The 20,468-nt window shown below is 68.9% G+C and carries 17 protein-coding genes and 3 tRNA genes; 7 read left to right on the top strand and 13 right to left on the bottom strand.

What is annotated here, in order from left to right:
• Nucleotides 1–41 precede the first annotated feature (41 nt).
• The 7 genes from OG956_RS24440 to OG956_RS24410 all read right to left on the bottom strand — a co-directional run bounded on the left by OG956_RS24440 (nucleotide 42) and on the right by OG956_RS24410 (nucleotide 7,198).
• Nucleotides 42–920, bottom strand: a complete 879-nt coding sequence (locus OG956_RS24440; RefSeq protein ID WP_330340123.1) for a GNAT family N-acetyltransferase — start codon at nucleotides 918–920, stop codon at nucleotides 42–44.
• Between the two features lie 89 nt (nucleotides 921–1,009).
• Nucleotides 1,010–2,446, bottom strand: a complete 1,437-nt coding sequence (locus tag OG956_RS24435; protein WP_330340122.1) for a terminase large subunit domain-containing protein — start codon at nucleotides 2,444–2,446, stop codon at nucleotides 1,010–1,012.
• A gap of 53 nt (nucleotides 2,447–2,499) precedes the next feature.
• Nucleotides 2,500–3,033: a hypothetical protein gene (locus tag OG956_RS24430; RefSeq protein WP_330340121.1), complete on the bottom strand. Its 534-nt coding sequence runs from the start codon at nucleotides 3,031–3,033 to the stop codon at nucleotides 2,500–2,502.
• A 25-nt stretch (nucleotides 3,034–3,058) separates the two neighbouring features.
• On the bottom strand, nucleotides 3,059–3,961 hold the full coding sequence (locus OG956_RS24425; RefSeq protein ID WP_330340120.1) for a ParB N-terminal domain-containing protein: 903 nt from the start codon (nucleotides 3,959–3,961) through the stop codon (nucleotides 3,059–3,061).
• 2 nt (nucleotides 3,962–3,963) lie between these two features.
• Nucleotides 3,964–5,298, bottom strand: coding sequence for a putative antirestriction adenine methyltransferase (locus OG956_RS24420; RefSeq protein WP_443065602.1), 1,335 nt, complete (start codon nucleotides 5,296–5,298; stop codon nucleotides 3,964–3,966).
• A 133-nt stretch (nucleotides 5,299–5,431) separates the two neighbouring features.
• Nucleotides 5,432–5,845, bottom strand: a complete 414-nt coding sequence (locus tag OG956_RS24415) for a DUF488 family protein (protein WP_161231230.1) — start codon at nucleotides 5,843–5,845, stop codon at nucleotides 5,432–5,434.
• A 204-nt stretch (nucleotides 5,846–6,049) separates the two neighbouring features.
• Nucleotides 6,050–7,198 (bottom strand): ParB/RepB/Spo0J family partition protein, encoded by a 1,149-nt coding sequence (locus OG956_RS24410; RefSeq protein ID WP_330340118.1) that lies wholly within the window; start codon nucleotides 7,196–7,198, stop codon nucleotides 6,050–6,052.
• 850 nt (nucleotides 7,199–8,048) lie between these two features.
• Between OG956_RS24410 and OG956_RS24405 the strand changes: the two genes are divergently transcribed.
• Complete coding sequence (locus tag OG956_RS24405; protein ID WP_330340117.1) at nucleotides 8,049–8,591, top strand: hypothetical protein; 543 nt, start codon at nucleotides 8,049–8,051, stop codon at nucleotides 8,589–8,591.
• A 4-nt stretch (nucleotides 8,592–8,595) separates the two neighbouring features.
• Entirely contained in the window at nucleotides 8,596–9,363 is a 768-nt protein-coding gene (locus OG956_RS24400; protein WP_330340116.1) for a hypothetical protein, read from the top strand.
• Here OG956_RS24400 and OG956_RS24395 read toward each other — a convergent pair.
• Nucleotides 9,360–10,349: a recombinase family protein gene (locus OG956_RS24395; RefSeq protein WP_330340115.1), complete on the bottom strand. Its 990-nt coding sequence runs from the start codon at nucleotides 10,347–10,349 to the stop codon at nucleotides 9,360–9,362. The genes OG956_RS24400 and OG956_RS24395 overlap by 4 nt on opposite strands.
• A 99-nt stretch (nucleotides 10,350–10,448) precedes the next feature.
• Nucleotides 10,449–10,697 (bottom strand): DNA-binding protein, encoded by a 249-nt coding sequence (locus OG956_RS24390; protein ID WP_330340114.1) that lies wholly within the window; start codon nucleotides 10,695–10,697, stop codon nucleotides 10,449–10,451.
• A gap of 200 nt (nucleotides 10,698–10,897) precedes the next feature.
• On the opposite strand from OG956_RS24390, the gene OG956_RS24385 reads away from it, so the two are divergent.
• Nucleotides 10,898–12,748: a tyrosine-type recombinase/integrase gene (locus tag OG956_RS24385; protein WP_330340113.1), complete on the top strand. Its 1,851-nt coding sequence runs from the start codon at nucleotides 10,898–10,900 to the stop codon at nucleotides 12,746–12,748.
• A 147-nt stretch (nucleotides 12,749–12,895) separates the two neighbouring features.
• On the opposite strand, the gene OG956_RS24380 is transcribed toward OG956_RS24385, so the two are convergent.
• The 3 genes from OG956_RS24380 to OG956_RS24370 form a co-directional block, all read right to left on the bottom strand.
• Nucleotides 12,896–12,972: transfer RNA gene (locus tag OG956_RS24380), tRNA-Ile, on the bottom strand.
• Between the two features lie 176 nt (nucleotides 12,973–13,148).
• Nucleotides 13,149–13,221, bottom strand: a tRNA-Asn gene (locus tag OG956_RS24375).
• A 6-nt stretch (nucleotides 13,222–13,227) separates the two neighbouring features.
• Nucleotides 13,228–13,300, bottom strand: a tRNA-Asn gene (locus OG956_RS24370).
• Between the two features lie 158 nt (nucleotides 13,301–13,458).
• Between OG956_RS24370 and OG956_RS24365 the strand changes: the two genes are divergently transcribed.
• From OG956_RS24365 to OG956_RS24350, 4 genes are all read left to right on the top strand, one after another.
• Nucleotides 13,459–13,764, top strand: coding sequence for a YtxH domain-containing protein (locus OG956_RS24365; protein ID WP_330340112.1), 306 nt, complete (start codon nucleotides 13,459–13,461; stop codon nucleotides 13,762–13,764).
• A 118-nt stretch (nucleotides 13,765–13,882) separates the two neighbouring features.
• Entirely contained in the window at nucleotides 13,883–15,322 is a 1,440-nt protein-coding gene (locus tag OG956_RS24360) for an FGGY family carbohydrate kinase (RefSeq protein WP_330340111.1), read from the top strand.
• 141 nt (nucleotides 15,323–15,463) lie between these two features.
• Nucleotides 15,464–17,197, top strand: a complete 1,734-nt coding sequence (locus OG956_RS24355; RefSeq protein ID WP_330340110.1) for an ABC transporter ATP-binding protein — start codon at nucleotides 15,464–15,466, stop codon at nucleotides 17,195–17,197.
• Nucleotides 17,197–19,128 carry an ABC transporter ATP-binding protein gene (locus OG956_RS24350; RefSeq protein ID WP_330340109.1) on the top strand — a complete coding sequence of 644 codons (1,932 nt, stop codon included), beginning with the start codon at nucleotides 17,197–17,199 and terminating at the stop codon, nucleotides 19,126–19,128. Before OG956_RS24355 ends, OG956_RS24350 begins: the two co-directional genes overlap by 1 nt.
• 34 nt (nucleotides 19,129–19,162) lie before the next feature.
• Here the strand turns inward: OG956_RS24350 and OG956_RS24345 are convergent, their stop codons facing one another.
• Nucleotides 19,163–20,425: an RNA polymerase sigma factor gene (locus OG956_RS24345; RefSeq protein ID WP_330340108.1), complete on the bottom strand. Its 1,263-nt coding sequence runs from the start codon at nucleotides 20,423–20,425 to the stop codon at nucleotides 19,163–19,165.
• Nucleotides 20,426–20,468 lie beyond the last annotated feature (43 nt).

Genomic DNA, 20,468 nt, shown 5'->3' with positions numbered 1-20,468 from the left:
TACCGGCAGGCCGTCCGCTTCCTGCAGCTCAACAAGTTTCTTCAACGGCTTTCTGGTGCGGCATATGAGAAGTCGTACACCGCGAAGTCGGTAACCGGGCGGTACCCGATCCGCTGGTAGAGACCGTTGCTTGTGGGATTGGCCAGGTCCGCGAACAGCAAGATCTCCGCCGCGCCTGCAGCCAGCGCGGCCCGACTCACCTCAACCGTCGCGGCGCCCGCGTAGCCCCGGCCGCGCAGGTGGGCCGGGGTGTAGACAGGGGCCACCCGGATCTGCCCGGCGACCATCGGAGTCACGCCCGCCATGGAGACTGGGGTACCGTCCGGGGTCTCCCAGAACGTGACGCGTCCGTCGGCAATGCGTGTGTCCACCCATGAGCTGTTGTCCGGAGCGGGGGTTCCTCCGATGTCGGCGACGAACTCGCGGTGCCAAAGCATGAGCCGCTCGCGGTCCTGCTCGCCAGCGATTCGACCTCGCCCCTCGGCGAGCGGCTCCGGTGGTGTGAGTGTGCCGAGGCGGTACAGGCGCTCGCGCTCGTGGAGCGTGGGCGTCGCGCCCGTGTGCCTTTGCCAGGCCTTGGCGAAGGCGGTGGCGGTGTCGTGGTCCGCACTGACGCCAGGGAGAGGGCGGCCGAGGCGGGACAGGTTGGCGGCGAGACTCTCGGCCTCCTCGGGGATAAGGGGGGTGAGGTATGGGCGTCGTGGCGAGGTACGGAAGAAGGCCGCGCGAACCTTGCCCGCTCGCTCCAGCCAGCCGAAGACAGGGGCTTCAGCGCCGTACGCATCCGCCCCGCGCGTGCGCAGCGCCTCGGTTACCGTCAGCGGGACGGTGTGCAGGGCGGGGCGCGAGCGCAGGAACTCGCCGACTCGGGCCAGAAATTCGTCGAGGTCTTCCGTGAGGTGCCAGCCATCCGGGCGCATGTCTCATGATCCCTCGTGCTGTCGGCCTACGCCTGCGGTTTTCCGCTGAGGCGAGGCGACAGAGAGTCCGCAGTGCACCAACGCGCTCCTCAGCGTCGGCTGTCGAGTCGGTGATCAGATGCACCCCGCGGAGGCGGCATCGTCGGGTCGAGGAACAGATCCCACAGCGCCCACACCGCCGAGTCCAGCAGGTCCGGCGAGTCCTCGGTCTCGCCCTGGCCGACGAACGTCGTCATCTGCTCCTCCAACTCCGCGAACCACCGTGCCGGACCGACGTGCGACACCCTGGCCTGCTCGTACAGTTGCGCCGCTGGTGCCGCCCGCGCCCGCTTTCCCCGCGTGGCGTGAACGATTCGCCAGTTCACCGTCGGGTCCACCTGCTCCAGCAGCGCCGGAAGGTAGTCCCCGCCGTTGTTCACCTCGATCACCACGCAGTCCGCACGGTGCTCGTGATACAGCTCGGCGGCCCGCTTCATCGCCTGCGTCGGCGTGTACCGGTCCTGCTCACAGTGCAGCAGATACCCGCGAGGCCGGTCGTCCCCGAACATCGTCTCCACCGGGAGCCCGCGCCCCGCCACCGTGAACGCGGTCATGTCCGCGTTCTCATGCGACTTCGTGGCTGGGTCGACGGCGACCACCACCCGCTGAAGGTCAGGCAGGTGCTCAGGCCGGGGACGGAAGCCCTCGACCTCCAGCATCCAGCCCTTCCACAGCGCGCCCTCCACGTCCTCGAGTAGCTCACCGGACAGCTCCTGCCGCCCCAGCCGGGTGCCGGCGTACTCCTGCTCCAGCTCCTCGCGCGCCGCAGCCGACAGGTTCGCGTCGTTCTCCCGCATGTGCCCACGGGTCAGCACTACCCGCGGGGGCGCCCCACCCTCGAGGTGCGCCTTCTCCTGGACCCGGCCACGTTCGACGAGCCGCTTGACGTGCGGGAGCGGCTTCGGCGTCGTGGAGATCACCACCTGCGGGGTGTCCGCCTCACGCAGGCAGAACCACAGCATGTCGTAGACCTCCTGGGCGGTGTGCCGCGACCAGGCCGCGTACTCGTCGCACCACGCCTTGTCGAACGCCCAGCCCCGCAGGTTGTCCGGCGTCTCCGCACCGAACCCCCGGATCAGCGTGCCGTTCGTCAGCCGGAGCGTCGTCTCACCCAGGCTGGAGTTGTACTTCGCCACATCCTCCGGCGGGAACACCGACAGCAGCCCGCTCTTGGGGGACTCGAAGCAGATGTCCCGCACCAGCGTGGCGTTCTTCGCCACGACCGCGATCTGCAACCCTGGCGTCTGCGCCCACTGCTTCACCGTCTCCGCCGCCGTCCGCGACTTGCCCCAGCCGCGGCCGGTGAGCAGCATCCACACCGTCCACAGCCACAGCGGCTGACGCTGCGCCGCACGCGCATGGTGGTGCAGCCAGCCCGCGTGCGGCAGCCCGTCACAGTCCGGGACCTCACACGCCCACCGCCGCGCCGACAACTCATCGGCGCGGATCAGCGCAGCGATCTCGGCCCGCAACTGGTCCTCGCTCATCACCGACGGATCCGCGAACCCCTCGACCAATCGGCGCTTGGCCCGGCCCCGGCTCACTGCGCGCCCTCCGACAACCGGCGCTCCAACTCCCGCCGCAGCTGGTCCATCCGTGCCCGGCGCTCCTCATCCGACAAGGAGGCCACGTCCACACCCTGGTCCCGGTCCTCGACCGTCTTGGCCGCCGGGGCATCACCCACGGCCCGCCGCTCGATCTCGGCCGCGACCTGGATGTAGCGCAGCAGCTCCGACGGCGACAGCTCCCGCGGGTCCAGCGACTGGAGCCGGGCCACCGCCTTGCTCTGCACGGCCTGCGCCAACTTCGCATGCCGACGCGCCAGGTCACGCCGCGCCTGCGCCTGCTCGGCGAGGAACAACCGGTCCTGCTCCTGGTCATACGCGGCAGCCCGCACCACCCATGCGAACTGCCGCGACCACCGGCCCACCAGCGCGCGGGATTTATCCAACTCCCGTGCCACCTTCGTGACACTCCGCGCCGGGCCGAGATCGCGGTACACGGCGAACGCCTCGAACGCCTGGACCGACTCCCCGCTCTGCCGCTCCCAGGACTCCACGGTGCCCTCGGCCACCGCTCACCTCCTGGCCGACGACCGACTAGTTCTGCTGTGCGGCCAGAACGTCCAGCGCCCGCCACGGCTCGTCGGCCGGCACGGTCCCCTCCTGCACCATCCGATCGATGGCCGCCCGTACGAGAGCCGCCGTCTCAACAGGCACCTCCCGCGCCCCGAACACCGTCTCCAGCGGCGCCGTCCCCGCCCGCGTCGGCTCCCCGGTAGCCGCGTCGAACCAGCCCTCGGCCAGCTCGCCCAGGTGCCGCTCGAACACCGCGAGGATCACGCCGAGCGCCGTCGCACTGTTGCCGATCTTGTAGGCGGCCCGGGAGGTCTCCAGCGCATCGAGCACCGGCTCGTACTGCTCCAGCCCGGCGAGCCACCGCTGGTCCGCCGCCGCCGTCGACCGGGCGGCATCGAACGCGGCCTCCGCCCGCTCCAGCTCGTCGGGCAGGAACATGAACTGCACGCTGGCGAAGTCGAGGTTCGCCTCGCCCAGGGAGGCGACGTCCACCTTCTCCAGAAGATCCAGCGCCTTGTCATCCAGGCCCGTGTATTGCCGCCACTCCACCGACTCCAGCTCGTCGTACAGCTCCTTGAGGATCGCCGGATCGTCCTGCCCTGCGATCGCGTTGTGCGACAGCTGCAGCGCGATCTGCCGCTGGCGGGGCAGCGGTTCGTCTATCTGCATCCACCAGATCTGCGACAGGCCGGCCTCGATCGCGGCGAGCGTGCGATGGTTGCCCGACAGCACGACCAGCCGCCCCGTCTCGCGGTCGTTCCAAACCAGCGGCGTCGAGGTCAGGCAGCCGTCGCGCGTGATGTTGGCCACGAGCTGCCGGAACTGCTCGTGCGGCAGGAACCTGGCGTTGACGTCGAGCAGCGTCAGCGTGCGCGGGTCGCCCTGCACCATCTGCGGCGGGGCGAGGCGAGTGGTCTCCTCCATGGTCAGACTCCCGTCTTGGTCATCGGGGCGCCCCACCGCTTCGCCCACTTCTCAAGGGCGTCGGCCAGCGTGTGCTCGCCCATCGCCCCTTGGTACTGGAGCTGGTACTTCCAGCCGTCCTCGTTCGACGGGCCGCGCTTGGTCAGCTTGAGCAGCCCGCGGTACTTCATCGACACCGGGTTGTTGCTGAACGCCGTCGTGGACACCCGCCGGATCCGCCGCGAGAACGCCCGCTGGCACAGCAGCTGCGCCTCGGCGCTAGTGGCCGCGAGAACGATCAGCTTCGACAGCCGGGGGTAGTCGGTCGGCGCGACCGCGAAGTCCGACAGCACATACGCCTCGTCCGGCGTGTACGAGCTCGGCGCCATCGCGAACACGCCGAGCACGCGGCCCTTGCCGTCCTTCACCGCCACGGCCAGGTTCGCCGCCCCCGGCGCGATCTTCGGATTCAGGTACCGAGAGCGCAGGGCGTTGAACTGGCCCGGCTTCAGCAGCGACAGGGTGAGCGGGCCGACCAGCTCTTGCCCCTGTCGCAGCCGCGGGGCCTTCACCGGCTCGATCGGCTGGCGCGGGGCGACAATCCTGGTCCTCGCCTGGCTGGCGTACACGTAGAACGGAGCGGCGCGCGGCGTCGCCTTGATCACACCGCGCAGGTAGCGGTGCAGCTCGGGCACGTCGTGGTTGGAGGCCGTCAGCCAGTACGGCCGGTCCGTGATCGCGCCGAGCACACTGACCACGTCGTCATCCGACAGCGGCTCGTACTCTGGCGCGTCCCAGGTGAAGTGCGCCTCCAGCGGCTCGTACAGCTTCTCGTAACCGCCGCCGTAGAAGGGAGGGAAGGAGCACACCGGGGCATCGCGAGGCACCCTCTGGAGCCACGAGCGCACGTCTTCGACCTCGTAGGAGGCGAGTTCGATGTCCGAGCCGGCCAGCCGCTGGACCGTCTCCGCGTGCTTGGCCTTCCACTGCTCCCGGTAGGAGCGGACCACCCGTTCGTGCCACAGCCCCTCGCGGCCGACGCTGGCGAGGAACCGTGTGCCGAGCATGAGCGTGGCGACGGTACCGACACCGTCGTCCAAGGAGTCGGTGAGCCAGTCCAGTTCGTCTCGACTCTCCTCACGGAGCTGGATGCCGAGCGGCTGGCGGGTGAGCCACCGGCCGACCGCGCTGGTGTAGATGGACACGTCGGACGAGTGCAGGGCGAAGCCCATGCCGGCCACGCTGCGCTCGATGGTGAAGTTGCCGCAGCACGGGACGTACATCGGGCCGCTCGGCCATTGGCTGGCGGTCTCGCGCACGATGGAGCGCATGGGGCCTGGGATAGTGCCCTGGAACATCTGTTGCCTCCCGACGTACGACGACGCCCGGCCTCGGTGGGGTGCCGGGCCGGGCGCTGCGCTGGAACCTTACACAAGGAGCACGCAGCTCCTTGGAATAATGTCACCTATATCGTGAGCGTGGTTCCGACGCTCACATCAAGGTGCCCTGCTGGTAGTGGTCGTCCTCCATCGGGGACAGCTCTCGCACGTCGTCCCCCGTGGCGTCCTTCCACCAGGCGGCGAACACTCGGCGGTGGCACCACTGACCCGGCTTGGCCAGGTCCTCGAAGCAGAGCAGAACCAGACGGTGATCACCCTCCGCCTGAGTGATCTGCCGCAGCCGCGCCGCGATCCGTTCAGGCCCGAGCTGATCGAGGTCGGCTCGGTAGGCCGCGATGAACTCCGGCTCGGGGCTGGAGAGGTAGTCACGACGCGGCGCGAGTTCCCGCACCGAGTGGGTGAGGGAGTAGGGGAGCTTGAAGCGAGGAGCGCCCAGGGTGATGCGCACCGGCACTCCCTGCGGGGGCTGGAACGCCTGGAACCGGTTGGTGAACAGGGTGAGCACGCAGCTTCCTTTCATCTGTGCTCAGCGGCCGGGCACCCGTCGGCGCCGCCGGCGGCGCGCCCGGATGTCATCAGTGCTCCGCTCAGGCCGCCGAGGACCTGAGCGGCACCGGGCCCGCAGGGAGCAGCCCCCTGCGGGCCCGGCGAGTGGCCATACACGCCAGCAGGGAGGGGGCGCGCTGGGTGCGAGCCCCCTCCCGCTGATCTACTTCGCTGCCACTTCGGGCTTCTTGGCGGCCGTCCGAGGCGCCGGGACCTTGGCCGTGGTAGCCGTCGGCGCCGCGGGCTTCGCGGTGGTGGACCTCGCAGCCGTCTTCTTGGCCGTCGGCCGCGGCTTGGCCGCCTCCTTCGCCTTGGGCTTCTCCGCCTCGGCCGCTTCCGGCTTGGCCTCGGCCTCCGCCTTCTTTGCCGCCGCTTCCTGCTGGACCTCGACCGCAGCCTTGTTGAACTCCGCCTCCATGGCCCGCTGGATACCCTGGGCCTTGCTCAGCAGGTTCCGCACCATCTGCACCTTGGCATACAGGCGGCCGACGACGCGCACGTGGCGGCTGAGATCGTCACCGAGGATGACCGCCAGGTCCTCTGGCTTCTTCTCGGCCAGCTCCTCCAGCAGCGGGATCAGGACTTCCTCAGCCTTGCCGAGCCCGTCCTTCGCCTTGGCCTTGGCCTTCTTCCGCGTCTCCTGCTCCTCGGCCGTCGGAGCCTTCTCATTGGTCAGGGAGGTCTGCTGCTCCATCAGCTTGAGCCCGTTGGCGAAGTGCTGCGCTTCGGCCTCGCTGTCGAAGTCGCCGCGCACGTACCGCATGGCAGCCACCATCTGGTTGGCCGGGGTGAGCTGGGCGATGTGCCAGGCCAGGTTGTTCTTGATCTGGCCGTTGTCGACCATTTCCGCGACCTCGGAGCGCAGGGTGAGCAGGCCGAGCCGCCAGGTGATGTGGGTTTCCGTCTTGCCGAACTGCTTGGCAATCTTCGCCGGGGTCCAACCGGCGGCCTTGAGGTCGGCGTACGCGCCGGCCTCTTCCATGATGGTCATGTCGGCGCGGTTCACGTTTTCCGCAATGCTGAGCACGTACGCCTCCTCCTCGGAGGCGCCCTCGACCACCTTGGCCGGGATGACCTCCAGGCCGGCCGCCTTGCAAGACCGCCAGCGGCGCTCACCCGCGATCAGCATGTAGGGGACCTTGGCGCCCTCGACCGGCCGGACGACGACCGGCTGGAGGAGGCCGTTCTCCCTGATGCTGGCGGTCAGTTCCTGCTGCGCCTCCTCGGAGAAGAACTTACGGGGCTGCTCCGGGTTGGGGGCGATCTCGCTGATCTTGATGTTAATGAAAGCGACCTTGCCGGTGTCGGCCATTTCCCGCGCCTTTCCATTTTCTCTTTAGGGGGTATTTCCCTTTGTTCTTACACTTATATCTTAATGGCAGATACCGCCAAGGCAAGTGGGAAAGCCTTTTAATTCAAGGGAATTCGAAAGAGAAACACCCCCGTTTTTCTAGATTCCATTCGGGTGCGGATACGAGAGAGCCCGCCACGACCGAGCGGTCAATGGCGGGCTGGCTCCCGTCACGCACCCCGAGGCCGCACCGGACGGCCGACTCCTCGCCAGGCGGGGCGCGGGGGGGGGGGTCGGCCGCCCGGCGAGGAGCAGGGAAGGACGCCGCTTGCGCGACGCTGTCGGGCGGGTTCCTGCGGCTGCTGTACCCGCCTCGACGCCATAGAACCTACCTCAGACTCTCAAGAATGTCACCTATCTCTGGCTCAATCGCGGCGATGCCGCGACGGTTCAAGCGTGACCGCCCTCCTGAGGGTTGGTGCTGGGCTTCTCCCGGTGCATCAGGGCTACGCACTCGACGAGCTTCCGCGCCTCTTCCAGGGCCCTGACCCTACCTTGCCCTCGCAGGATCCTCGGGGGCATCTTCGCCAGCGCAGCGACCCGCCGCTCGTCTATCCCGGACATGCGATTCCTCCCGTGAACGGCAAGCGCGCCGCCACCGCCCGCCCTGTGCGACTCCCCCTCGAAACGCCTGCCGCCGAGCAGACGCCAGGAGCGTCGCGGCGCCCGCCGCACATACGTCGACACTCCCCGGGAACTGTCCGATAGACCTTATAACCCGTCCGACCTGCAAGGTACTGTAAGAGGTGGGACGCTCTTTACCGGCCAGTCACCTGCCGGTGAGCATACGACACAGCAGAGTTGGCGGGGCATGGAAGACACCTCTGACGGGCTCGAACCCAGCAGCCTGAGCACGAAGTTGCTCGCCCTGCTGCGCCTGCGACGAGACCCGGACGGGTTCACTCCCAGCGCCCGCGACGTTGCACAGGCAACGTCAACTCCTGGGCGTCGCAAACCGGTTCTGTCCCACGGCCAGGTGAACAGCCTGCTGAACGGCACGAGCAGCAACCCGACCTCGTCTACAATTGCCGCTCTCGCTGGGGCTCTTGACGCCCCGGCGGCGTTCCTGCTGCCAGGGGCAGAGTGGGACGACCTGACTGCGCTCACCATGTACCGGGAGCGCCCCGAAGCTCGTGAGACTCTGCGTTTAATGCAGGGCCTTGAGGTGCAGGACATTCTTGAAATCAACATAAGGCTCCGGGAGATCCGTGGTCGACGAGGGCTGTCCAACGACGTCCCCGCGATCCCCCCACCTCCCCCCGGCGTCGACCAGCCCCGCGAGGGGCGACCGCGGCGCCACCTGAGCTGGGACGAAGCCGCTGAGAGGGCAGCGGCCGATCTGGAAGGACGTTGACCCGTTGGACGGCCCAATCTTCAGCGCCTGTGCCCTGCTCACGGCGCTCACGAGCGCGCTGTGCCTGTACACCACCCTCCAGCGTCGGCATAAGCCCGAGTACCGCCTGGCCCGGCGAGCGCGGGCCATCGCCTCCCTGAGTGCTTTCATTGGCTCGCTTCTTGCAATCCCCACCGTTGCCGACGCAGTCGATCAGGTGGCCAAGTGCAATGAGTTGGCCACGCTGGCATCGGACCTCGCGGCGGTCGTCTTCGGCGCCGGACTCCAGGTCATGGTGGTGGACTGGCGGCACCCGAGGGAGCGCGTCAACGCCAGTGTCACGAAGCGCGTGGCGGCCACATGCGCCGTCATCGTGCTTCTTCTGTGGGAGTTCCATCGCATAGACACGGCACACGTCGACCTGTCCACGGTCTACGCGCGTGACCACCAGGTCACCGTGTATCTGCTCACCTATCTGGCCTTCTCCGCAGCTGCCGCGTTGGAGGTGAGCACCATCTCCGCACTCCTTGCCCGTCGCACGCGGCTGCGCGGCCATGCCTCCGCCCTCGGCCTGAGCATCTGCGCGGCAGGCGGCGCGTTCGGACTCGCCTACGCCATGAGCCGGAGCAGCTACCTCATTGCCGTCCACGCCGGCCACGCATGGCCGTTGTCCGTAGAGAACGCGATCAGCCCCGCGTTGGCAGGATTGGCCATCGGATGCGTGACCATCGGCCTCTCCCTGGCCACGGTCAGAGCGGACGCCAGCCGCAGGCGCGTGGGCAGCAGAGGCTAGGCGGACTTCTCGTCCACCTTTTCGCCATACTCGACGTCACCCCACTGGCGCCAGTGCAGTGCTACCCGGTCCGCGTCCACCGTGCGCGAGCCCCTGGACGCGGCCGGGTACACAGCCACTTGCTCCAGCATGAGGACCAAGACCCCCCTCTTCGCGACCAGCGGTGCGTGCTTCCACCACCGAACCAGGTCCGGCACAGCCCCGACCGGGACGTGCTTGGCCTGTTCAAGGAAGCGGGCCTGCGCCGAGTCCGCACGGATCTGCTGTGCAAGCTCCCTATCGGCCGCCTTGAATGCCTTCATCGACATGCCCGACGAGGTCGCGTACTCCTCGCCCAGCTTCTTCTGCCGCCGCCGCGCGGCAGCCGCCTTCTTGCGCAGTTCAGCGGCTTCGGCCAGCAACTGGTCGCGTGCCTGCCCGATCAGTGCACTGACCTCCGGCTTGGCCAACTCGGCCAGTACGTGCTCAGCCACGTAGGTCTCTAGAAGGTCAGCATTGATGCGGACCTTGCCGCATCCGCCGGGATGCTGCGCGGTACTCGGAGCACAGCGGTGGCCGCGGGTACCGCTGTTCGAGGGCGAGGCGCTGAGCGTGGTCGCGCACAGGCCGCAGACACCCAGAGGGCCAGAGATCAGGTACTCACGTTGCGCGGCCCGCTTGGTGTCCGGGTTGTTGGAGGGACGCATCGCGCGGATGGCCACGAAGTCCTCGGGGGGAATGATCGCCGGGCCACCGGTCTCAACCAACTCACCGTTCTCGTCCTCCGCCAGGCCGGCGATGGCCGGGTGGTCAAGGATGTTCGCCAGGACGTCCGGCTTGAAGAGACCGCCCCGCGTGGTGCGGTACCCCTCCGCGTTCATCCACTCGCAGATGGCGGGGTAGCTCTGCTTGAGCAGCCGCCGAGAAGCGGCAGCCCGAATGCCCTCAGCCTCGCTCTCGCGCACACGCCGGTACGCCATGTCGTCGAAGCCGTACAGCCTTGGCATCTCCTCGCCCCTCCTACCGACCCCCCTACTCGTAAAACTTTACAGGAGATAGGTCACAATCTTGCTAAATCGTCCGAACACCTCTCGACGCATCACTCGTCACGCTCCGCGCCGCTCCTCCACTCCGAGCAGCTTCCACAGCTCCGCCGTCGGCACACGTACCGTCCGACCCAACGTGAGCGTGCGGACCGGGAAGGACCCCTTGCGGATCAGCTCGTACGCCTTGTCACGGCCGATCCCGAGGGCACGCCCAGCAGTTGTCACGTTGACCGTGGCCGGAAGAGACAGGAGCTCCTCCAGGCTCATCGCCCCGGCCGAAGCCTGCCTGCCCGCTTCCTGAGCAGTCATTTCGTTGGTCGCAATCTCCCCCGCGCCAACATGCTGGCAACTTTACAACGGTGTCCGACAGCCCCAGCAAGATCGAGAGAGATCACGCCAGACACGTACGGATACGTACGCACAACCGGCTGGCCCGGAGCCAGCCGTCAGCAGGGGGTCGGATGTACTCGCCGAACTTCTACCGGCGATGCCAGTGCAAGGGTCCACTCATGGACAAGGCGGGCAAGCCCGTTCTGAACGACGACGGTAGCCCCAAGATCGGGGACATCGGGCTGACGTGCCCCAAGCTCGGCCGCAAGGGCCACGGAACGTGGTACTTCTCCCTGGAGTTGGAGCGCGGGGAAAACGGCAAGCGGCGCCGCGTCAAGCGAGGCGGCTTCCCCACCAAGGAGAAGGCCGAAGCAGAAGCCGAGAAGGTCTTCAAGGAAGCCGACCGCGGCACCGACGTCCTGTCCACCGAGACGATGGCCGACTACCTGCGGCGCTGGATCGACGCCAAGAAGTCCCTCGCCCGCACCACCCGGCACGGCTATCAAGAGCACATCGACAACTACCTCATCCCACACCTGGGCCACATCAAGCGCCGTGATCTGCGCGTGCGCCACCTGGACTTGATGTACAAGGCCATCGAGCGCGAGAACGCCGAGCGCACGCTCCACCGCCTGCGGGTCGAGGAACTGACCCAGGCCCGCGACGCCGCCCACACAGCGTGGGTCCGCGCCGCAGGACAGAAGGAGGAACGCCGACGCGCCCGGCGCGCCTACCTGGAAGCCAACGCCGCACTGCGCGAGGGCCGCAAGGGACTGCGCAAGGTCACCTCCCCCGCAACGATGCACCGCATCAACGACACCATCTCCTCCGCCATCACCTGGGGGATGAAGCGCGAAGAGGCGTTCAGCAAGAACTGGGCCCAGCTCGTCGAGCTGCCAGCGGTCAGCCGGCCCAAGCCGCTGGTGTGGACGCCAGAGCGGGTCGAGCACTGGAAGCGGACAGGGGAGAAGCCTGGCCCCGTCATGGTCTGGACGCCCGAGCAGACCGGCCAGTTCCTCGACTTCGTCCGGGACGACTGGCTCTACGCCCTGTGGCACTCCTTCATCTTCCTCGGCCCCCGACGCGGCGAGATGTGCGCCCTGCCATGGCCTGAAGTCAGCCTCGACAACTTCTGGCTTCGCATATCCGCCCAGATCGTTGAAGTGGCCTACCGGCTGTACGGCGAAGCGCCCAAGGCCGACAGCGTCCGCACGCTGGACCTGAGCGAGGAGTCGGCTGAGGTGCTGGCACAGTGGCGAGCCAAGCAGGATGAGGCGCGCGAGGAGTGGTCTGGGGTAGAAGCCTGGGTCGAGTCGGACCGGGTCTTCACGCAGGAGAACGGCGAGCCCCTTCACCCCGACTGGGTGAGCCGACGCTTCAAGCGCCTGGTGGAGCTGTCCGGCCTGCCGCCGGTCCGCCTCCATGATCTCCGGCACATCTCGGCAAGTCTGTCGCTACTCCAGGGGAACGACATCAAGGTCGTCCAGGAGCGGCTGGGGCACAGCTCGCGCCAGATCACCTCCGACACCTACACCAGCGTCCTCCCCGAACTCGCGCGGCGCGAGGTCGAGTCCATGACGACCGTGATCCCTCGCAGCGTCCCCCACAACGTGCTCCGCCCGCTCGCCTTTCCCCAGAAGCTGTTCAGCGACGGCATGGCCGTCGTCTATGCCAACGCTGCCCGCGACGCCGACGGCGCCTGGACGATCAGCGTAAAGGCTCCGCACAACGGCCGCTCGCTCGGCAAGATCAAGACAGCCGCCGCCAGTCAGGAGAATGCGACCCGGACCGTGATCCAGTGGGTTCGCGACCACTGCAAGGACGCCGGCCTGAGGATCTTGTCGGCGGACAAGGTCACCACACGTCTTCCAGAGCCGGGGAAGCGCCAGCATCGCCTTACCCGCTTCGTCATCGACAGCGGGACGGAGATGGACCCCGAAGCGTGGGCGCCGGTCCCTGTCGCCCCAGGCGACTCCGAGGCCTCCGAGGCCTCCGAGGAAGATCAAGAACCCTCCCAGGAGGCCGCGTAGAGGCCTCATGGCCCGAATGGGGACCTCCGGGCCCCTGTAGGGTCCCTGGATCTTGGTCTGAGGGAGTGAAGGAGGGCCGCCACGCTGGCGTGGCGGCCCTCCTTCGTACGTTTCTGCAGGTAGAAACGCTTCTGCGCGTGTAGCGCCTGGTGGGGCGGGTGGGACTCGAACCCACGGCCGACGGATTATGAGTCCGCTGCTCTAACCGGCTGAGCTACCGCCCCATAGCGGCGTGTCGCGTACACGTGTGCGCGCCGTCTGCCGCAGCATAGCCGCTCATACGATCTCCTGCTTCGGAAGACCGGCTTCCGCGCTGCTCATGACCCTGAGGACAACAGCGCAGGCACGGCGGTTCCCGCGGGCATGAAAAAGGACCCCCAAGGGGTCCTCGTTCACCGCGCTCCCCCGACTGGACTCGAACCAGTAACCTGCCGGTTAACAGCCGGCTGCTCTGCCAATTGAGCTACGGAGGACCGAAGCTCCCCCGACTGGACTCGAACCAGTAACCTGCCGGTTAACAGCCGGCTGCTCTGCCAATTGAGCTACGGAGGATCGCCTCGACTGCATCGAACGTAGCTCCTTGGGTATTCGCCAGGGGGCGGGCGCTCGCTGCGACACATACATTAGCGCAAGCAGGGGGGTGCTCCGCCAATCGGTTCCCCCGGCGCCCACGTCGCACCGCAGTCCTAGGCAAGGGAAGGGTGGCAGCCATGCGCTACCGGCTCACGTTCGTCGCCGGACTGGCCCTCGGTTACGTGCTCGGCACGAGGGCCGGACGCGAGCGGTACGAGCAGCTGAAGAAGTCCGCTCAGCGGATCGCGCAGAACCCCGCCGTGCGCAACACCGCCGAGACCGCCGCCCAGCAGGGCCGCCAGTACGCGGGCAAGGCCTTCCACACGGTCAGCCACAAGGTCGGCGACCGGGTCCCCGAGACCGTGGCCCAGCGCGTCAGGTCCCTGCGGGACCGGAGCCTGAACGGCACGCCCGAGGACGACTGGGGCACCAGCGACACATAGGGCGGCGCTCCGGGCGCGGCGCCCCGCGACGCCGTAGGACACGCGCGGAGGACCGCCCGCCCCGCGGCCGCGCCCGCGGGGCGACGAGCATCCCCGCCGATGCTGCAAAATTCGGTGCATGGGGATAGTCGCCGGCTTGGACAGCGCACCGGACTTCACACGCATCGTGGTCTGTGACACGGACACCGGTGCCGTACTACGGCAGGGGTACGCCCCGCACCCGGTGGAGGGCCGGCCCAGCGACGTCGATCCGCAGGCGTGGCTGCTCTCCCTCGGCGAGGCGGCCGGCGGCGGGCTGCTGGAAGGCGTGCAGGCCATCGGCGTGTCGGCCCAGCAGAACGCGCTGATCCCGCTGGACGCGCAGGGCAACACCGTGCGCCCGGCGATGGTCGGCGGGGACAAGCGGGCGCAGGTCGCGGCGGCAGACCTCGTCGACGCGCTCGGCGGCCGGGAGGCCTGGGCGCAGGCCGTGGGGTGCGTGCCCTCCGCCGCGCAGCCGGTCACCAAGCTGCGCTGGCTCGCCAAGAGCGAGCCCGAGAACGCCCGCAGGACCGCCGTGCTGCTCCAGGCGCACGACTGGCTGGTCTGGCAGTTGCTGGGCCGGCCGGTGCGCAGGACCACCGACCGCGGTGGCGCCTCCGGCACCGGGTACTGGTCGGCCGCCACCGGCGCCTACCGGCCCGACCTGGTCGAGCTGGCGCTCGGGCACCAGGCGATGCTGCCGGAGGTGATCGGCCCGTCGGACGCGGCCGGTACGACCCCGGAGGGGCTGCTGATCTCCGCCGGGACCGGGGAGACCATGGCCGCCGCGTTCGGGCTCGGCATCGGGCTGGGGGACGCCGTCGTCTCGCTCGGGGCGTCCGGGTCCGTGATGGCCGTGCACCCCGAAGCCCTGACGGACCAGTCCGGGATGATCACCGCGCTCGCCGACGCGACCGGCATGCACCTGCCGGTCGTCACCACCCTCAACGCCGTACGGGCCCTGCGCGGAACCGCCGAACTCCTCGGGCTGCCGGACCTGGAGAGTCTGTCGGAGCTGGCGATGAAGTCCACGCCGGGCGCGCACGGGCTGGTGCTCCTGCCCTATCTGGAGGGCGAGCGGACGCCGAACCTGCCGCACACCGCGGGCACCCTCGCGGGGCTCAGGCGGGAGTCGATGAAGCCCGAGCATCTGGCGCGGGCCGCGTTCGAGGGCATGCTGTGCGGGCTCGGCGACGCGCTGGACGTGCTGCGCGGGCGTGGCGTGGACGTGCGGCGGATCTTCCTGCTCGGCCCGGCCGCCGAGCTGCCCGCCGTGCAGGCCTCGGCGCCCTCGCTGTTCGGCGCGCAGGTCGTCGTGCCGCAGCCCGCGGACTACGCGGCGATCGGCGCGGCCCGGCAGGCGGCCTGGGCGCTCGGCGTGTCGCAGGGCGCCCTCGACCCGCGCACCCCGCCGGCCTGGCAGGGCGCTGCGGCGCAGGTGCTGGAGCCGGGCGACGAGCTGGCCGTGGGACAGGCGGTACGGCAGCAGTTCACGGCGGTGCGGGAACAGACCCATCCGGGGGCGTTCCGCGGGTGAGACGTAGGGCCGGCGGCTGAGGCACCGTCGGCCTTTGGTCGGCTGTCGGGTTAATCGGTTGAGGTAACGCGGGTGGAGTGTCCGACGATAGGGGCCAAGGGCAACCGACCGGCCCCCCTCGCCGACTCCGAGAGACGTAGCGTGCTCATACGACTTCTGCGGACCTATCTCAGGCCCTACAAGAAACCCATAGCCCTGCTGGTGCTGCTGCAGTTCCTGCAGACCTGCGCCACCCTCTACCTGCCCACACTGAACGCGCACATCATCGACAACGGTGTCGTGAAGGGTGACACGGGTTACATCCTGTCCTTCGGTGCCCTGATGATCGGCATCTCGCTGGCGCAGGTCGTGTGCAACATCGGTGCCGTGTACTACGGCGCCCGGACCGCCTCCGCACTCGGCCGGGACGTGCGCGGCGCCGTCTTCGACCGGGTGCAGTCCTTCTCCGCGCGTGAGGTGGGTCACTTCGGGGCGCCCTCGCTCATCACCCGTACGACGAACGACGTACAGCAGATCCAGATGCTGGTCCTGATGTCGTTCACCCTGATGGTGTCGGCGCCCATCATGTGCGTGGGCGGCATCGTGCTGGCGCTCGGCCTGGACGTGCCGCTGTCCGGGGTGCTGGTCGCGGTGGTGCCGGTGCTGGCGCTCTGCGTCACCCTCATCGTGCGCCGGCTGCGGCCGCTGTTCCGGTCGATGCAGGTCCGCCTGGACACCGTGAACCGGGTGCTGCGCGAGCAGATCACCGGCAACCGCGTGATCCGCGCCTTCGTGCGGGACCAGTACGAGCAGGAGCGGTTCGGGAAGGCCAACGGCGACCTGACCGACATGCAGCTGGCCACCGGGCGGATGCTCGCGCTGATGTTCCCGATGGTCATGACGGTGGTGAACCTGTCGTCCATCGCGGTGGTGTGGTTCGGCGCGCACCGCATCGACAGCGGCGGGATGCAGATCGGCGACCTGACCGCGTTCCTCGCCTATCTGATGCAGATCGTCATGTCCGTGATGATGGCCACCTTCATGTTCATGATGGTGCCGCGCGCGGAGGTGTGCGCCGAGCGCATCGAGGAGGTCCTCGGGACCGACTCCAGCGTGGTCCCGCCGGCCGCGCCCGTCACCGAGCTGCGCGCGCACGGCCATCTGGAGCTCCGGGGCGCGGGCTTCCGCTATCCGGGCGCCGAGGAGCCGGTGCTGAAGGCCGTCGACCTGGTGGCCCGCCCGGGTGAGGTGACCGCCGTGATCGGCTCGACCGGCAGCGGCAAGTCCACACTGCTCGGGCTGGTCCCGCGGCTGTTCGACGCCACCGAGGGTGAAGTCCTGGTCAACGGCGTGCGGGTGGACGAGGTCGACCCGAAGCTGCTCGCGCGGACGGTCGGACTGGTGCCGCAGAAGCCGTACCTGTTCGCCGGCACGGTCGCCACCAATCTGCGGTACGGCAATCCGGACGCCACCGACGAGGAACTGTGGCACGCGCTGGAGGTGGCGCAGGCCAAGGACTTCGTGCGGAAACTGGAGGGCGGGCTGGACGCGCCGATCGCACAGGGAGGCACCAACGTCTCCGGCGGTCAGCGGCAGCGGCTCGCCATCGCCCGCACCCTCGTGCAGCGGCCGGAGATCTACCTCTTCGACGACTCCTTCTCCGCGCTCGACTACGCCACCGACGCCGCCCTGCGCGCCGCGCTCGCCCGGGAGACCGCCGAGGCGACCGTCGTCATCGTCGCCCAGCGGGTGGCGACCATCCGCGACGCCGACCGGATCGTCGTGCTGGACGAGGGCCGGGTCGTCGGCTCCGGCCGGCACCGGGAGCTGATGGCGGCCAACGACACCTACCGGGAGATCGTGCTCTCCCAGCTGACGGAAGCGGAGGCTGCCTGATGGCCGGGCCCATGGCGGCGCGCATGATGGCCGGGGGCGGCCCCGACCAGCGCTCGATGGACTTCAAGGGGTCGGGCAAACGGCTCCTGTCCCACTTCAGACCGGAACGGTTCACCATCTACGGCCTGCTGCTCTGCGTGGTCGTCAGCGTGGCCCTGAGCGTGATCGGCCCGAAGATCCTGGGCCGGGCCACCGACCTGGTCTTCTCCGGCATCGTCGGCCGGCAGATGCCCGCCGGGGCCACCAGGCAGCAGGTCCTCGACCAGATGCGGGCCCATGGCCAGGGCCGGATCGCGGACATGCTGCAGGGCACCGACTTCACGCCCGGCAAGGGCATCGACTTCGGCGCCGTCGGCACCGTCCTGCTGCTCGCGCTGTGCACCTTCCTGGTCTCCGGCCTGCTCATGGCGGTGGCGACCCGGCTGGTCAACCGGTCCGTGAACCGCACCATGTTCCGGCTGCGCGGCGCCGTGCAGGCGAAGCTGTCGCGGCTGCCGCTGTCGTACTTCGACCAGCGCCAGCGCGGCGAGGTGCTGAGCCGGGCCACCAACGACATCGACAACATCGGGCAGACGCTCCAGCAGTCGATGGGCCAGCTGATCAACTCGGCGCTGACCATCATCGGCGTGCTCGCGATGATGTTCTACGTCTCCTGGATCCTGGCGCTGGTCGCGCTGGTCACCGTGCCGCTGTCGTTCCTGGTGGCGACCCGGGTCGGCAAGCGGTCGCAGCCGCACTTCGTGCAGCAGTGGCGCTCCACCGGCAAGCTGAACGCCCACGTCGAGGAGATGTACACCGGGCACGCCCTGGTGAAGGTGTTCGGCCGGCAGGAGGAGTCGGCGAAGCAGTTCGCCGAGCAGAACGAGGCGCTGTACCAGGCGGCGTTCAAGGCGCAGTTCAACAGCGGCGTCATGCAGCCGCTGATGATGTTCGTGTCGAACCTCAACTATGTGCTGGTCGCGGTCGTCGGCGGCCTGCGGGTCGCCTCCGGCGCGCTGTCCATCGGTGACGTGCAGGCGTTCATCCAGTACTCGCGCCAGTTCTCCATGCCGCTGACGCAGGTCGCGTCGATGGCGAACCTCGTGCAGTCCGGTGTCGCCTCGGCCGAGCGGGTCTTCGAACTCCTGGACGCGGAGGAGCAGGAGGCGGATCCGGTGCCGGGCGAGCGGCCGGCCGAGCTGCGCGGGCGGGTGTGCCTGGAGCACGTGTCGTTCCGGTACGACCCGGAGAAGCCGCTGATCGAGGACCTGTCGCTGACCGTGGAACCCGGTCACACGGTGGCCATCGTGGGCCCCACCGGCGCGGGCAAGACGACGCTGGTCAACCTGCTGATGCGGTTCTACGACGTCTCCGGCGGCCGGATCACCCTCGACGGGGTGGACATCCGGAAGATGTCCCGCGACGAACTGCGGTCCGGGATCGGCATGGTGTTGCAGGACACCTGGCTGTTCGGCGGCACCATCGCGGAGAACATCGCCTACGGCGCCTCCCGGGAGGTCACCCGCGGGGAGATCGAGGAGGCCGCGCGGGCCGCGCACGCCGACCGGTTCATCCGCACCCTGCCCGACGGGTACGACACCGTCATCGACGACGAGGGCACGGGTGTCAGCGCCGGTGAGAAGCAGCTCATCACCATCGCGCGGGCGTTCCTGTCCGACCCGGTGATCCTGGTGCTGGACGAGGCGATGAGTTCCGTCGACACCCGTACCGAGGTGCTGATCCAGAAGGCGATGGCGAAGCTGGCGGCCGGGCGTACCTCGTTCGTGATCGCACACCGGCTGTCGACCATCCGGGACGCCGACACGATTCTCGTCATGGAGAACGGGGCGATCGTCGAACAGGGCGCGCACGCCGAGCTGCTGGCGGCCGACGGCGCGTACGCCCGGCTGTACAAGGCCCAGTTCACGCAGGCCGTGGCCGAGGTCGACTAGGCACAAGGGGGGCCGCCGGCCGGCGGCCCCCCTTTCAGTCCAGATAGCCCCTGAGCTGGTCCGCGAACGCGTGGTCCCGGAGCTTGTTCAGGGTCTTGGACTCGATCTGCCGTATCCGCTCCCGGGTGACCCCGAACAGCCGGCCTATCTCCTCCAGCGTGCGGGGCCGGCCGTCGATGAGCCCGTAACGGAGCTGTACGACCTTCCGCTCCCGCTCGCCGAGCGTCGACAGCACCGCCTCCAGGTGCTGCCGCAGCAGCAGGAACGCGGCCGACTCGACCGGGCTCGCCGCGTCCCCGTCCTCGATCAGGTCGCCGAGGGCCACGTCGTCCTCCTCGCCGACCGGTGCGTGCAGCGAGACCGGTTCCTGGGCGAGGCGCAGCACCTCCGAGACCCGCTCGGGCGGCAGGTCGAGGTGCGCGGCGACCTCGGCGGGCGTCGGCTCGTACCCCCGTTCCTGCAGCATGCGGCGCTGCACCCGGACGACCCGGTTGATCAGCTCGACGACGTGCACCGGGACGCGGATGGTGCGGGCCTGGTCGGCCAGGGCCCGGGACATGGCCTGGCGGATCCACCAGGTGGCGTAGGTGGAGAACTTGTAGCCGCGGGCGTAGTCGAACTTCTCCACCGCGCGGATCAGCCCGAGGTTGCCCTCCTGCACCAGGTCGAGCATGGTCAGGCCGCGGCCGACGTAGCGTTTGGCGACGGAGACGACGAGCCGCAGATTGGCCTCGATGAGCCGCCGCTTGGCCATCCGTCCCATGACCACGAGCCGGTCCAGATCGAGGGCCAACTCGCTGTCCAGATCAGGGGTGTTGCTCAGCTTCTCCTCGGCGAACAGGCCGGCCTCGACGCGGCGGGCGAGTTCGACCTCCTCGGCGGCGGTGAGCAGCGGGATGCGGCCGATCTCGCGCAGGTACTGGCGGAACAGGTCGGCCGAGGGGCCGCTGGTGTCGGTCCGCGCCGATACGGCCGCCTCGACGGGTTCGGCGGTCTCCTCGGGCTCGTCCACGAGCGCTTCCGCCGGTGGTTCGGCCGGCTCGGCGGGCCCGTTCTCCGGGTGGAGGGCGGCGCGGCTCTGCGGGGGCACGGCCATGAGGACGTCCGGCTCGGCGTCCGGATCGTCCGCGGTGGTACTGGTGGCGCTGTCGGTCTGGGTGAGGGTCTGGGTCTGCACGGGGGCGACCTCCAGGATGATCGCTGCCGTCGGCTGCGGCAGCGGCACTTCGGAAGCGGAGAGTCGACGGCCTGCGCTCCGAGGACTCGGGCACCGGACCCAGTGTGGGGGAAGACACATCCCCGCCACGAGGGGCGTGCGGTGACTTTTTGCGTCCGGTCCG

The organism is Streptomyces sp. NBC_00557, assembly GCF_036345995.1.
Classification (GTDB): Bacteria; Actinomycetota; Actinomycetes; order Streptomycetales; family Streptomycetaceae; genus Streptomyces.
This window is presented reverse-complemented; position numbering and strand designations above follow the sequence as displayed.